Origin of the sequence: Streptomyces sp. RKAG293 (assembly GCF_023701745.1) — a bacterium.
In the GTDB taxonomy this organism is placed as follows: Bacteria; Actinomycetota; Actinomycetes; order Streptomycetales; family Streptomycetaceae; genus Actinacidiphila.
In genome coordinates this window covers 1,909,839-1,923,525 of record NZ_JAJOZB010000001.1, presented here as the reverse complement: position 1 = coordinate 1,923,525, position 13,687 = coordinate 1,909,839, and the positions used below count along the sequence as shown (strand labels likewise).

At 72.2% G+C, this 13,687-nt stretch carries 15 protein-coding genes; 6 read left to right on the top strand and 9 right to left on the bottom strand.

The genetic code is table 11. The features are described 5' to 3' along the window. Positions 1-49: 49 nt before the first annotated feature. Positions 50-988, bottom strand: coding sequence for a M56 family metallopeptidase (locus LNW72_RS08385; protein ID WP_250974829.1), 939 nt, complete (start codon positions 986-988; stop codon positions 50-52). A 316-nt stretch (positions 989-1,304) separates the two neighbouring features. Between LNW72_RS08385 and LNW72_RS08380 the strand changes: the two genes are divergently transcribed. Next, positions 1,305-2,423, top strand: coding sequence for a hypothetical protein (locus LNW72_RS08380; protein WP_250974828.1), 1,119 nt, complete (start codon positions 1,305-1,307; stop codon positions 2,421-2,423). A 27-nt stretch (positions 2,424-2,450) separates the two neighbouring features. On the opposite strand, the gene LNW72_RS08375 is transcribed toward LNW72_RS08380, so the two are convergent. Together LNW72_RS08375 and LNW72_RS08370 are read right to left on the bottom strand one after the other, a co-directional pair. Then, on the bottom strand, positions 2,451-2,978 hold the full coding sequence (locus LNW72_RS08375; RefSeq protein ID WP_250974827.1) for a DUF5134 domain-containing protein: 528 nt from the start codon (positions 2,976-2,978) through the stop codon (positions 2,451-2,453). Between the two features lie 153 nt (positions 2,979-3,131). Continuing rightward, positions 3,132-4,025 (bottom strand): DMT family transporter, encoded by an 894-nt coding sequence (locus tag LNW72_RS08370; protein ID WP_250974826.1) that lies wholly within the window; start codon positions 4,023-4,025, stop codon positions 3,132-3,134. Between LNW72_RS08370 and LNW72_RS08365 the strand changes: the two genes are divergently transcribed. After that, positions 4,024-5,457, top strand: coding sequence for a PLP-dependent aminotransferase family protein (locus LNW72_RS08365; protein WP_250974825.1), 1,434 nt, complete (start codon positions 4,024-4,026; stop codon positions 5,455-5,457). The two genes, LNW72_RS08370 and LNW72_RS08365, sit on opposite strands and share 2 nt — an antisense overlap. Here LNW72_RS08365 and LNW72_RS08360 read toward each other — a convergent pair. Further along, complete coding sequence (locus tag LNW72_RS08360; protein ID WP_250974824.1) at positions 5,441-5,827, bottom strand: VOC family protein; 387 nt, start codon at positions 5,825-5,827, stop codon at positions 5,441-5,443. The genes LNW72_RS08365 and LNW72_RS08360 overlap by 17 nt on opposite strands. 57 nt (positions 5,828-5,884) lie before the next feature. Between LNW72_RS08360 and LNW72_RS08355 the strand changes: the two genes are divergently transcribed. Continuing rightward, positions 5,885-6,454, top strand: coding sequence for a GNAT family N-acetyltransferase (locus tag LNW72_RS08355; RefSeq protein WP_250974823.1), 570 nt, complete (start codon positions 5,885-5,887; stop codon positions 6,452-6,454). A 4-nt stretch (positions 6,455-6,458) separates the two neighbouring features. Here LNW72_RS08355 and LNW72_RS08350 read toward each other — a convergent pair whose 3' ends face one another. The 5 genes from LNW72_RS08350 to LNW72_RS41145 form a co-directional block, all read right to left on the bottom strand. Further along, the gene (locus LNW72_RS08350; RefSeq protein WP_285369436.1) at positions 6,459-7,223 is read right to left on the bottom strand and encodes an amino acid ABC transporter ATP-binding protein; all 765 of its coding nucleotides are present in this window, start codon (positions 7,221-7,223) and stop codon (positions 6,459-6,461) included. Next, on the bottom strand, positions 7,220-8,092 hold the full coding sequence (locus tag LNW72_RS08345) for an amino acid ABC transporter permease (protein WP_250974822.1): 873 nt from the start codon (positions 8,090-8,092) through the stop codon (positions 7,220-7,222). Before LNW72_RS08345 ends, LNW72_RS08350 begins: the two co-directional genes overlap by 4 nt. Then, positions 8,089-8,982 (bottom strand): ABC transporter substrate-binding protein, encoded by an 894-nt coding sequence (locus tag LNW72_RS08340; RefSeq protein ID WP_250974821.1) that lies wholly within the window; start codon positions 8,980-8,982, stop codon positions 8,089-8,091. Before LNW72_RS08340 ends, LNW72_RS08345 begins: the two co-directional genes overlap by 4 nt. A gap of 114 nt (positions 8,983-9,096) precedes the next feature. After that, on the bottom strand, positions 9,097-9,792 hold the full coding sequence (locus LNW72_RS08335) for a glycerophosphodiester phosphodiesterase family protein (protein WP_250974820.1): 696 nt from the start codon (positions 9,790-9,792) through the stop codon (positions 9,097-9,099). Between the two features lie 10 nt (positions 9,793-9,802). Continuing rightward, on the bottom strand, positions 9,803-9,928 hold the full coding sequence (locus tag LNW72_RS41145; protein WP_285369434.1) for a hypothetical protein: 126 nt from the start codon (positions 9,926-9,928) through the stop codon (positions 9,803-9,805). A gap of 366 nt (positions 9,929-10,294) precedes the next feature. On the opposite strand from LNW72_RS41145, the gene LNW72_RS08330 reads away from it, so the two are divergent. From LNW72_RS08330 to LNW72_RS08320, 3 genes are read left to right on the top strand one after another with little or no spacing between them, the layout of a single operon-like run. Next, on the top strand, positions 10,295-11,692 hold the full coding sequence (locus LNW72_RS08330; RefSeq protein WP_250974819.1) for a DUF6421 family protein: 1,398 nt from the start codon (positions 10,295-10,297) through the stop codon (positions 11,690-11,692). Between the two features lie 23 nt (positions 11,693-11,715). After that, positions 11,716-12,477, top strand: a complete 762-nt coding sequence (locus LNW72_RS08325; RefSeq protein ID WP_250980058.1) for an SDR family NAD(P)-dependent oxidoreductase — start codon at positions 11,716-11,718, stop codon at positions 12,475-12,477. Next, positions 12,456-13,550 (top strand): low specificity L-threonine aldolase, encoded by a 1,095-nt coding sequence (locus LNW72_RS08320; protein ID WP_250974818.1) that lies wholly within the window; start codon positions 12,456-12,458, stop codon positions 13,548-13,550. The genes LNW72_RS08325 and LNW72_RS08320 overlap by 22 nt, the downstream gene beginning before the upstream one ends. Positions 13,551-13,687: the final 137 nt, after the last annotated feature.

Genomic DNA, 13,687 nt, shown 5'->3' with positions numbered 1-13,687 from the left:
GCGCCGGGGAGGGAGCCGCCAGGGGCCCGGAAGGAGCGGTTCCGGCGGGCTATCCGAGAGCGCTGAGTCCCGGAACGAAGGCGATCAGCAGGGGAACGGCCGGGACGAGGAGCGCGGTCGCGGTCAGTCCGGCCCGGCGTACCGGGGCCAGCCGCGGCGCCGGGTCCAGCAGCCGGTGCACCCGGCGCGGCAGTTCGGCGAGCGGGGTCGGGCAGGGGCCGAACACCCCGCGGTCCTCGTTGAGCTCGACCAGGGCCAGGGCCGTGGTGAGCCGGCCGAAGCGGCGGGAGGCGGTGTCGTCGGCGGCCAGCTCGATCAGCCGGTGCACCTGGTCGCGGAACCCGGCGAAGACCGGGACCTGGGGGAAGCCGGAGGCCAGTGCGCCCGCGCAGTGCAGCAGCACATCGTGCCGGGCGCGGACGTGGCCCTGTTCATGCGCGAGTACGGCGTCGAGCTGGCGGCCCTTGAGGCGGCGCAGCGCCGCCGTGGTGACGACCAGCTGCGGCTGCGCGCCCGACAGCCACCAGGCGTCGGGCCGGTCACCCTCCAGCACCACCAGCCGGTCGCCGGCCGGCGGCTCCTCGCCGGGCAGCCGGGGGGAGCGGACGAGCAGTTCGGCACGCCGCTGACGGCGCCGGGCCCGCGCCCCGCGCACCTCGCGGGTGAGCATCGCGGCGGTCCACACACCACCGCAGGCCAGCAGGACCGCCAGCGAACCGGCCCAGCGCCCGTAGCCGGGCAGACCGTACGCGTCCACGACACCGTGCGGGGCGAAACCGAACAGGTGCCAGCGCACGGCGGCCGAGGCGGCGGCGGCACTGAGCGCCATCGCCAGGACACAGCACAGCAGGACGGCGGCGACGACGCACTGCCAGACCCACAGGGCCAGCACGGGTTCGCGCTCCGGCCAGGCGGCACGGGACAACAGGCGCGGCGTCATCGCCGCAGCCAGTGCGCCGACCACCAGCAGCACGAACGGGACCGTCATGCCGCTCACCCTAGGAGGCCCCGGGAGCCCCGGGTACGGTCCGCCGTCCGAAGTGATGCACGCCTCACCGCCAGGACCCCCGCCGCCAGGACGCACCACCACCATGGCGCCTCGCCAGGTGGCCGGCCGGCGCGGGACCCGGCCGGGCGTACGAGCCTTCGTCGCTATGGGTGACGTCGGACGGCCGCCCGTCGCGTCGCCCGACGCACCGGAACCGCGCGACTACGGTGCGTCATGCGGGCCGATCATCGGAACGGCGCGCCTGCGATCTCGCCCGCGACTCTGTCTGCGACGACCTCATCGAACTGGAGGCGTGGTGTGCCGTATCGGTGCTCTGCTCGCCGTCCTTGCCCTCTCCCTCGTCACACTCCTCGGGGGTGCGTCCGCCGCTCAGGCCGACGCGGCGCCCGGGGGCCCCGTGGCGTTCAGCCTGCCCGCCTCGCTCGACCTGCATGACGGCACCGTCCAGAAGTTCAACGGCACCTACTACGCGTACGGAACCGCGTACGCGTGCGGGTTCCACTGGCAGGAGAAGGACACACCGTGGTGCGGCTTCAAGGTGTCCACCGCGCCGTCGCTCCTGGGACCCTGGTCCACGCCAACCCTGCTGTTCGGCCCGAACGACATCGATCCGTACACCGGAAAGTCCTGGCAGGTGGAGTGCGGCGGCAACGGCTCGGGCTGTTTCAACCCGCGGATGATCCAGCGCAGCGGCTGGGGCAGTGACGACGGGGTGTGGATCCTGTGGTTCAACTCCCCGGCGGACTACGGCCGCGACAAAACCCATGCCTACAACGCGATGGGCTGCAACGGACCCGCCGGCCTGTGCGGCCCCTCCGCCGGTCCGCCGCACGGCTCGTACACCAAGCCCAGCCTGAAGTACTGCACCGGTAACGGGGACATGGGCTTCATCGACTCCGCCACACCGGGTGCCGCGCCCGCACTGGTGTGCACGATGCCCGGCGCGCTGTCGCTGTCCATCGAGGAGCTCAACGGCTATGGCGTCGGCGGATCCGGGGTGGGCGGACTGAGCGTCGCCGGGGTGAAGAACATCGAGAGTCCCGGCGGCTGGTACGACCGGTCCAGCGGGCAGTACTTCCTCACCTACTCGGATCCCGGCTGCGGCTACTGCACGGGCACCGGCACCGGCTACGCCACCACCACGAACCTGTACGGGACCTGGGTCGCGCCCCCCAACCTCGGGTTCGGCCAGCCCGCGAACGGCCGCCGGCTCATCTCCGCCAACAGCTGTGGCGGGCAGTCCCGCACGGTGTCGGTCGTCGACGGGCAGGCCTGGCAGGGCATCGACCTGTGGACCGGCGACCGGAACGAAGCCGGCGCGCGGATGATGTTCGTGCCGCTCAACTCCAGCCCGCCTTCGGGCACCCCCGGTGACGGCCAGGTCTGGCGGCCGCCGCTCGCGCTCGCCTGCTGACGCCGTCCCGGGCGGAGCACCCCCGGGTCACAGCGTCAGGAGCATCGCGAACATCCCCAGCGCCATGGAGACCCGGCACGCCGCCAGCTCCGGCGCGATCGGCACCCCGGCCGGCGGACCGCCGGCCGGGGCGACGGCCGCCACCGTCACCAGCCGGGCCCCGGCGGCCAGAACGTATCCGGCGAAGTACACCAGCAGCGCTCCCGTCAGCAGCGGTGCGCCCGCCGGGGCGTGCCCGGCGTGGGCGCCGGCCGGGGCGGCCGTGCCCATCGCGGCGGCCATGTAGACCATCGCGGCGGCGCCCAGGGCGTGGTGCAGATGGTGGCCGGGCCGCCGGGCGAGCAGCAGGGCCCGGACCGCCGCCGCCGCGAAGACCAGCGCGAGCAGCAGCGACCCCCAGGGCCTGGGGTCGAGTACGGACATGGGCACGGCCATCACCGCCATGCCGGCCCCCATCAGGGCCTCGTCCCGGGCGGCGTGCCGCAGCAGGCACGACAGCCCCGTCGCGGCGCTGAGTACGACCAGCAGCCACCCCACCAGCGGTGGTCCGTGCATGACCGGCCTCCCGTTCGCCGCGTTCCCGCCCACCGGCCGCCCCGCGTCCCCGGGCGACGGCGGTCCGCTGGAGAGCTGCCCAGGCACGAGGGCGCACACCCACGCGCACGGACGTACTCGGGGGGCGCGATGAAGGACGTGCGGAGCGAGAGCTCAGGCCCTGGCGCGCTGGGTGACCGCCACACAGACCAGGACGGCGAGCGCCGCGAGCGGGGTGGCGGCGTCCAGGTGCTCGCCGAGCAGGGCCGCCGACCACACCAGCGTCAGCAGCGGCTGCGCCAGCTGGAGCTGGCTGGCGCGGGCGACGCCGATGGCGGCCATGCCCCGGTACCAGACCATGAGGCCGAGGACCTGGGAGACGGCCGCGAGATACGCCAGCCCCAGCAGCGCCCGGCCGCCGAAGTGCACCGGCTCGAAGCTCAGCGCGACGAGCGAGCCGGCCAGGGTGAACGGGAGCATCGCGATCAGCGCCCACGAGATGACCCGCAGTCCTGGCATCACCCTGGCCAGCCGGCCGCCCTCGGCGTAGCCCGCCGCGCACACCGCCAGCGCGCCGAAGAGATAGAGGTCGCCGGTGGTCGGCGCCCCGCCGCTCTGCGCGAGGGTGAACACCGTGACGGCGCCGGCGCCCGCGACCGCGGCGGCCCAGAAGGTGCGCGACGGCCGGTTCCCCTCCCGGGCGGCGGCCACGATGGCGGTGGCCAGCGGCAGCGCGCCGATGACGACGGCGGCGTGCGAGGTGTCGGTGGTCGTCAGCGCCAGCGTGGTGAGCAACGGGAAGCCGACGACGACCCCGAGGCCGACGACCAGCAGTCCCGGCCAGTGCTCCCGGGCGGGGACTGGCGCCCGTCCGGCGATCAGGCAGACCCCCGCGATGACGGCGGCGAGCACGCCGCGCACGGCGACGGTGGTCCACGGCCCGAAGCCGCCGAGCGCCCAGTGGGTCGCGGGGAAGGTGAAGGAGAAGACCGCGACGCCGAGCGCGGCGAGGGCGGTGCCGTTCACCGCTATCGGACGCAGTGCGGTAGCGCTATCATGTTCTGTCATGAATGACGGTAGCAGTTCGGATTCCCTGGCGGATTCGTTGCGGGGAGAGCTCAAGCGCTTCTCTCCCGGGGCGAAACTGCCGTCGAGCCGCTCCCTCGTCGACCGGTTCGGCGTCAGCCCCGTGACGGTGTCCCGGGCGCTGGCCGCGCTCGCCGCCGAGGGGCTGGTGGAGACCCGCCCCGGCTCGGGCACCTACCGGTCGCAGACGGTGGCGCACCCCGCCGGCCCCGTCGACACCTCCTGGCAGCAGGTCGCCCTGACCGCCGGGGACCAGCACGGCGAGCCCGCCCCCCGCGTCGTGGACGCCTCCGGGGTGCTCGCCACGCTCGCCGCCCCGCCGCCTGGCGTGATCCCGCTCAACGGCGGCTATCTGCACCCCGATCTCCAGCCGCAGCAAGCCCTCGGCGCCGCACTCGCCCGCGCGGCCCGCCGGCCCGGGGCGTGGGACCGGCCGCCGGTGGAGGGGCTGACGGCGCTGCGCACCTGGTTCGCGCGCGAGGCCGGCGTCGGACCCGCCCAGGTGCTGATCACGGCGGGCGGCCAGGCCGCGCTCACCACCGCGCTGCGCGCGCTCGCCCCACCCGGCTCCGCGCTGCTCGTCGAGTCCCCGACGTACCCCGGAGTGCTCGCGGTGGCCCGGGCGGCCGGACTGCGGCCGGTACCGGTGCCGACCGACGCGGACGGCGTACGCCCGGACCTGCTCGCCGACGCCTTCGACGCCACGGGTGCCCGGGTGTTCTTCTGCCAGCCGCTCTTCCAGAACCCGACGGGCACCGTCCTCGCCCCGGCGCGGCGGGCGCAGGTCACCGGGATCGCCCGCGCGGCCGGGGCGTTCGTCATCGAGGACGACTTCGCCCGGCGGCTGGGCCACGGCGGCCCGCTGCCCGCGCCCCTGGTCGCCGACGACCCGCACGGCACCGTCGTCCATGTCACGTCGCTGACCAAGCCCACCTCGCCCAGCCTGCGGGTCGGCGCGCTCATCGCCCGCGGCCCGGTCGTGGAACGGCTGCGCGCCATCCAGGTCGTCGACAGCTTCTTCGTCCCCCGCCCCCTCCAGGAGGCGACCCTCGAACTCGTCGGCGCACCCGCCTGGCCACGCCACCTGCGGGCCGTCGCGACCGGGCTGCGCGAGCGCCGCGACGCGATGCTGGCCGCGCTGCGGCGCGATCTGCCGGAACTGCTCCCCGGCCGGGTCCCGACCGGCGGCTACCAGCTGTGGCTGCGGCTGCCCGACGGCACCGACGAGACGGAGCTGTGCACGGCGGCCCTGCGCGCCTCGGTCGCGGTCGCGGCCGGGCGCGCCTACTTCGCCGCTGAGGCCCCGGCGCCGTACCTCCGCGTCAGCTTCGCCGACACCAGCGGCACCGAGGAGATCGACGAGGGCATCCGGCGGCTCGCGGCCGCCTTCACGGAGGTCAGGGCCGGTATCTGATCGGGTGGTCGGCCGGCACCTCCACCACGACGATCTCCAGCCCGTCGGGATCCGCGATCCACATCTCGACCAGCCCCCAGGGCTCCTCCACCGGCGGCCGCAGAACGGTCACCCCGCGACCGGCCAGTTCGGCGTGCGCCGCCGCGACGTCCGGGACCTGCAGCCAGATGCGCAGCGCCGCACTCATCGGCGCCCCGGAGCGCCCGGAGACCTCCAGATAGCCGCCGCCGAGGAAGAACACCGTGCCGCGCTCGGGACCGCTGCCGAACTCCCGGTAGATCGCCAGCCCCAGCTCGTCACGGTAGAAGGCCCGGGATCGCTCCAGGTCGGTCGGCTGCAACAGGATCCGGCTGCTCACCACATTCACCATGCGGTGAAGCTACCCGGCCCCGGCGCCCCGGATGTGCTCCCGGGTAGCCTCGCCCCCATGGACATCAGCGAGCGCACCGCGCAGCCGACCTTCCGTACGGCCACGCCGGCCGATGTTCCCGCCGTCGTCACTCTCGTCGAGTCGGCGTACCGGGGGGACTCGAGCCGGGCCGGGTGGACGACCGAGGCGGACATCCTGGAGGGACAGCGGACGGACCCCGAGGGTGTCGTCGAGGTGATCGAGAAGGCGGACAGCCGGCTCGTCCTGGTGGAGCGCGCGGGCGAGCTGATCGCGTGCTGCCACATCGAACGCCGCGGGGACAACGCGTACTTCGGGATGTTCGCGGTCCGGCCCACTGCGCAGGCCGGCGGCCTCGGGAAGACCGTCCTCGCCGAGGCCGAGCGCTACGCCGCGACCGAGTGGGACGCGGCGCAGATGCACATGACGGTGATCACGGCGCGCGCCGACCTCATCGCCTGGTACGAGCGCCGCGGCTACACCCGCACCGGCGAGACGCACCCCTTCCCTTACGGGGACGAGCGCTTCGGTGTGCCGCAGCGTGCCGACCTGGAGTTCGAGCTGCTGGTGAAGGACCTCAAGGGCCTCAAGGCAGAGGCCACCGGCTGACCGCTCACAGCCGCCCGGCCTCCGCGAAGCGCCGCAGGAAGCGCTGCGTGCGCTCCTGCTCCGGCGCCCCGAACACCTGCTTCGGCGTGCCGCGCTCCAGCACCACCCCGGCGTCGAGGAAGCAGACCTGGTCGGCGACCTCACGGGCGAAGCCCATCTCGTGCGTGGCGATCACCATCGTCATGCCCTGGTCCTTGAGATCACGGACGACGCCCAGCACCTCACCGACCAGCTCCGGGTCGAGCGCCGCGGTGATCTCGTCGAGGAGCAGCAGCCGCGGCCTCCCGGCCAGCGCCCGGACGATCGCGACGCGCTGCTGCTGGCCGCCGCTCAGCCGGTCCGGGTACTCGCCGGCCTTGTCGCCGAGGCCGAGCCGGGCGAGCAGTTCACGGGCCCGCTCGGCCGCCTCGGCACGCGCGACCTTGTGCACCCGGCGCGGCGCGAGGGTGATGTTGTCGAGCACGGTCATGTGCGGGAACAGGTTGTACGCCTGGAAGACGACCCCGATCCGGCGGCGCACCGTGTCCGGGTCGACGCGCGGGTCGGTGATGTCCTCGCCGTCCAGGAAGATCGCCCCGTCGTCGATGTCCTCCAGCAGGTTGGCGCAGCGCAGCAGCGTCGACTTGCCGGAGCCGGAGGCGCCGATCAGCGCGGTGACGGTGTGCGGGGGCACGCTGAGATCGATGTCGCGGAGCACCACCGAGGAGCCGAACGTCTTGCGCACGGACTCCAGCCGCAGCACCGGTGCCGCGCTCATGCCGTCACTCATACGGTTCCTCCCTGCGACTGGCGGCGGTTCATCCGGGCGGTGATCCAGTCGGTGAAGCGCGTCATCGGAATGGTGAGCGCGACGAAGATCAGGCCGGCGACGACGTACGAGGTGTAGTTGAAGGTCTTGCCCGCGTAGATCTGCGCCGCGTACACCGCGTCGACCGCGCCGGCGATCGACACCAGACCGGTGTCCTTCTGCAGTGAGACCAGGTCGTTCAGCAGCGGGGGCACCACCCGCCGGACAGCCTGCGGCAGTACCACGTGGCGCATGGTCTGCGCGCTGCTCAGCCCCAGCGAGCGGGCGGCGGCGCGCTGGCTGGGGTGGACGGTGTCGATCCCGGCCCGGAAGACCTCGGCGACGTACGCCGAGTAGGTGAGCACCAGTGCCGTCCCGCCCAGCACCACCGGGTCGGTGGTGACGCCCTGCAGCCGCAGCGCGGGGACGCCGAAGACCACGCCGAGCAGGCAGATGATCAGCGGCAGACCGCGGAAGAAGTCGACATAGGCGGTGGCGAGCGCCCGCAGCGGGAAGAACACCGGTCCGCGCAGGGTGCGGGTGATGGCGAGCAGCAGCCCGAGGACCAGGACGACCGCTCCGCACACCACCATCAGCTGGAGGTTGAGCCAGAGCCCGTCGAGGATCTTCGGCAGCGACGCGCGTGCGTCGTGCGCGTTGAAGAAGGTCTCCTTGGTGCGCTGCCATCCCGGGGAGCTGACGACGAGCCCGATGAGCAGCCCGGCGGTGGCGAGGGAGCTGACGGCGCCGATCGTCACCGCGCGCCGGGTGCGGGCGCGCCGGAAGCGCTCCCGTTCGATCCGCCGCTCGGACGGCCGGTAGGTGTCCGGCCGGACGTCCTCCACCGTCACTTCAGCACCGGCGCGTCGACGGCCTCGGACAGCCACTGCTTCTCCAGCCCGGCCAGCGTGCCGTCCTTGCGCAGCGCGTCGACGGCCTTGCTGACGCACGCCGTGAGCTTGCTGCCCTTGTCCAGGACGAGGCCGAACTGCTCCTGCCGGGCGCCGCCGGTCTCGAACTGCCCGACGACCTTGGCCTCCGGCACCTCGGCGCCGGTGATGTAGAACGCGGTGGGCAGGTCGACGACGATGCCGTCCACCTGACCGTTCTTCAGCGCGCTCTTGGCGAGGTCGTTCTTCTGGTAGACGGCGGGTGCCTGGGTCGGCTTGATGACGTCGTTGAGCACGTCCAGGCTGGTGGTGCCGACCTGGGCGCCGAGCTTGGCGCCCCGCAGGTCGGCGATCGTCCTCGCGTTCGCGATCTTCGAGGTCTTGAGCGTGATGACGGCCTGGCGCACGTCGTAGTAGCCGGACGAGAAGTCGACGGCCTTCTTGCGGTCGTCGCTGATCGAGACCTGGTTGATGTCGAAGTCGAAGGCCTTCGCGCCGGGCGCGAAGGCGTTGTTGAAGGCCACGGTCTGCCAGACCACATCGGCCTGGGCGTAGCCGAGCTGCTTGGCGACGGCGTAGGTGACGGCCGACTCGAAGCCCTTGCCGTTGGCGGGCTTGTCATCGGTGAACCAGGGGTCGTACGCGGGCGTGTCCGTGCCCACCGTCAGCTTGCCCGCCGTGCGGGTGGACAGACCGGTGGGGGCACAGCTCGCGGCGGACGTTCCCGAGGGCGTGGCGGTGCCGCCCGCGGAGTCGTCCTCCTGGGGCGCGCAGCCGGCGGCGGCGAGGGTGAGCAGGGCGGCCGCGGCGATGGCGGCGAGGCGCGGGGACAGCAGGTTCGCGGAACGCATGGCCGGACATTGACATCGGCCGGGCGAATCTGTCCAGGCCGCGGGAGCGTACGTCCGAATGCCGGACGTTTGTGTCCGGAGTGTTGCCCCGCGCCTCGCCAGGAGCCGTACCGGTCAGGCCCGTCCGGCGATCCGACGCATCGCCCGCCCGTCGATGGACGGCAGGTCGGTCACGATGCCGTCCAGCCCGAGCGCGTGCGCCAGGTCCAGTTCCTGCGGAGTGTTCACCGTCCACGCGATCACCGCGAGCCCCGCGTCCCGGCACCGCCGGACCACGTCGAGGCTGAGCTGCGGCAGTTCCAGGCTGACCATCCGGGCGCCCACCGCCCGTGCGCGCGACACCAGGTCCCGGCCGAGTTCGCTGGCGACCAGCACGCGGTGCGACTCCGGCAGCAGTTCGTGGATCTCGCGCAGCGCCTCGTCGTGGAAGGACAGCACGCTCACCCGGCCCACCTCGTCGCGCTCGCGCAGCACCTTCGCGAGCACCCGGGCGGCGGCCACGTCCTTGATCTCGGCCTGGATCGGCCCGGAGACCGCGTCCAGCACCTCTTCGAGGACGGGCACCCGTTCGCCCTGCCCCGCGTCCAGCTCCCGCAGCTCGTCGAGGGTGAGGTCGCCGATCCGGCCGGTGCCGTCCGTGGTGCGGTCCACCTCCGCGTCATGCATGACGACGAGCGCGCCGTCCTTGCTCAGGTGCAGATCGAGCTCGATCTGGTCCAGCCCCTCGCGCTCGGCGCGGGCGAAGGAACGCAGGGTGTTCTCGGGCTCCACGCCCATGACACCCCGGTGACCGACGGTGAGGAAGTTCATGGCCGACATCCTAGGGACGGGCGGTGACGGCGGGTGGAACGTGGTGTGACGGCGCGGAGTGCGCGGAACGGACACCCGCCGTGCCGAGGACGAATCCGGTGATCAGTGCGGCGACGAGGACAGCGCGGGTACTCATGACCCCTCTCCTACCGCCGCCGGACCCCGGCCGGCCGGTTCCGTCACTCGTGCGAGGGCGTGCCGCCCCGCCGGGCTGCCACCGGGCCCGCGGGGATGCGGCGCGGGGATCGCGCGCGCCGGAAAGCTGGGCGAGACTGGAACGAAGTCGCTTTGTAGTCATAAGGGAGCAATGTCCCGAAGGTCGCTCGTCCCGTCATGACGCAACTAACAGAAGTCATCGCGAGAACGGTGCATGACAGGAAAATGACCGGTCTTGTGGGGGGTCGCACAGGATAATCTGTTCCGACCCCCCTTGAACGGAGGAAGCTCGTATAGATACGCTTCCTTGGCGGATCAAGCGCGTTTCTTCTGTGAAGGAGGGGTCATGAGTGAAAATCTTTCGGCTGTAGTGGCTGACGGGGCCGGGATATCCGGCGAGGACATCGCCTCGCATCCGGCGTGGGCCGTACTGAAGCAAGCCGTGGAAGCCATCAGGCCCTGGCAGCAGAAGGACGGCTCGATCGACTTCTCCGCCGAGGTCGTACCGCCGCTGGCCGATGTGGAGCGCACCCTGGAGCGCGTCATCGACGCGATCGAGCAGCTCTCCCCGCTGGTGCCGCACGACTCGGCGTACCACCAGGCGCTCGTCACCGACCTGCGCCGCTGGGCCGACGGCGGCTTCGGCGTCCCGGACTTCCTGGACTCGCTGCTGGCCTTCCAGCCCGCCGCCGACCGCCGCGACGGCCTGCAGCACCTGGTCGTCTTCCCGATGTACACGCAGAACGGCAACCCGGACCGCAACCTGGAAGCCGTCGCCCTGCGCGTCGTGTGGCCCGACTGGCTCGCCGAGCTGGAGCGCACCCGCTACGACAACCCGCTGTTCGTGCCGATCACGTTCCAGGACTTCACGCCCGGTTACGACACCAACTCCGCGGTGCTCTTCCCGGAGACCGTGGCCGTCCGCCAGGCGCCCGAGCGCTGGACCTGGGGCGGCATCTTCTGCGACCGCGAGGCCGCCCGCTTCCGGGCCGTGACCGCCGCCGCCGTGGACACCCTCGGCCTGGAACTGCCCGGTGAGGCCGTCCGGCTCATCGAGGACCAGGAGCTCTCCCAGCAGACGTTCGTGCTGTGGGACATGATCCACGACCGCACCCACAGCCACGGCGACCTGCCGTTCGACCCCTTCATGATCAAGCAGCGGGCACCGTTCTGGATGTACGGCCTCGAAGAGCTGCGCTGTGACCTCACGACCTTCAAGGAGGCCGTGAAGCTGCAGGCCGAGGGCCACCCGATGGGCCTGGGCGTGCAGTACGCGATCCTCTTCGACCGCCTCTTCCGCTTCCCGGTCACCGGCGAGCGGGTCCGCAACTACGACGGCCTGGGCGGCCAGCTGCTCTTCTCCTACCTGCACAAGCACGACGCCGTACGCTGGACGGACAACACCCTGCACATCGACTGGGAGCTGGCTCCCCAGGTCACCAACCAGCTCTGCGCCGACATCGAGAAGCTGTACCGCGACGGCATCGACCGCCCCAAGCTCGTGCACTGGTTCGCCGCGTACGACCTGGTCGCGACGTACCTCTCGCCCCACCCCGGATCGGTGTGGGCCAAGGGCCCGGACGCCCTCGACCTCTCGCTGCCGCCGCGCAAGCTCGTGGACGAGGTGCTCGTCGACGAGTTCCCGCTGAGCATGTTCTATGAGGCACTCGCGAAGAAGCTGCGCGATGTGATCGCCTCGACCAAGGGGATCACCGCGAGCGGCGTCGTACGGACGGCGGCGTGAGCGACGCGGCCGAGGAGGCGAAGATGACGAACGGGACCGAAAGCCAGGGACCGCTCCAGGGAGCGGTCATCGCGGTGGCGGGGGCCGGCGGACCGGCCGGCCGAGCGATGCTCCAGCGGCTCGCCAGGGCGGGCGCTCATGTCGTCGCCGCCGACGCGAATCCCGAACGGCTCGCGCAAGCCGTCGACCAGGCCCGTTTCGACGCCGGCGGTGCGGACATCACCGGCGAGATCGTGGACCTGCTCGACCCCGACGCGACCCGTGAGTGGGCCGAGCGGATCGAGAAGGACCACGGTCCGGTCGACGGTCTGGTCCATCTGGTCGGCGGCTGGCGCGGCTCCGCGTCGTTCACCGAGACCGACCTCTCCGACTGGGACTTCCTGCACAAGCTGCTGATCCGCACCGTCCAGCACACCTCGCTGGCGTTCCACGACCCGCTGCTGCGCAGCACGCGGGGCCGCTATGTGCTGATCAGCGCCGCCGGTGCCAGCAGCCCGACGGCCGGCAACGCCGCCTACGCGGCGTCGAAGGCCGCCGCCGAGGCCTGGACCCTCGCCATGGGGGACTCGTTCCGCAAGCTGGCGGGCACCGACCCGCTCACCGCGGCGGCCAGCGTCGTCGTCATCAAGGCGCTGGTGCACGATGAGATGCGGGCGCAGCGCCCGAACGCCAAATTCGCCGGCTTCACCGATGTGACGGACCTCGCCGAGGCCGTCACGGACATCTGGAACCGGCCCGCCGAGGAAGTGAACGGAACCCGACTGTGGCTGACGCCCCAACCGTGAGCGAGCAGCTCGCCACCGACGCCGTCCGGCGCCACGACCCCGAGGTCCGCGGCTTCGCCAGCGACAACTACGCCGGCGTGCACCCCGAGGTGCTCACCGCCCTGGCCCTCGCCAACGGCGGCCACCAGGTCGCCTACGGCGAGGACGACTACACCGCCCATCTGCAGGACATCTTCCGCGGCCACTTCGGCCCGCGCGCGGAGGTCTTCCCGGTATTCAACGGCACCGGCGCCAACGTCACGGCGCTGCAGTCCGTCACCGAGCGCTGGGGCGCGGTCATCTGCGCGGAGTCCGCGCACATCAACGTGGACGAGTGCGGCGCTCCGGAGCGGGTCGGCGGCCTCAAGCTGCTGACCGTCCCGACGCCGGACGGCAAGCTCACCCCCGAGCTGATCGACCTCCAGGCGTTCGGCTTCGAGGACGAGCACCGGGCGCAGCCGCAGGTCGTCTCGATCACCCAGACCACCGAACTGGGCACCTGCTACACCCCCGACGAGATCCGGGCGATCTGCGACCACGCCCACCAGCACGGCATGGCCGTCCACCTGGACGGGGCGCGGATCTCCAACGCCGCCGCCACCCTCGGTGTGCCGCTCGCGGCGTTCACCACCGACGCCGGGGTCGACATCCTCTCCTTCGGCGGTACCAAGAACGGCCTGCTGATGGGGGAGTGCATCGTCGTGCTCACCCCCGAGCGGGTGCGCGCCATGAAGCATCTGCGCAAGCTGTCGATGCAGCTCGCCTCCAAGATGCGCTTCGTGTCGGTGCAGTTCGAGGCGCTGCTCGCCGGTGACCTCTGGCTGCGCGGCGCGCGGCACGCCAACGCGATGGCGCAGCGGCTGGAAGCGGCCGTCCGGGGGGTCGACGGTGTGACGATCGTCCGCCCGGTGCAGTCCAACGCCGTCTTCGCGCTCCTGCCGCGCGAGGTCAGCGAGAGGCTGCAGAAGCGCTACCGCTTCTATTTCTGGAACGAGAACACCGGTGAGGTCCGCTGGATGTGCTCCTTCGACACCACGGAGGACGACGTCGACTCGTTCGCGGCGGCCATCGCCGCGGAGCTGGCCGGACACTAGACCGGCCACCGCAGTCCCACGGCCCGGCCACGGCCCGGAACAAGCCAACTTCCGCTGCTGTCCCAACCGTTGACTTCATCGCCGACCGGCGGGTATGACACGTACACATGCGCATCGGCGCACGCCCATCACCAGGA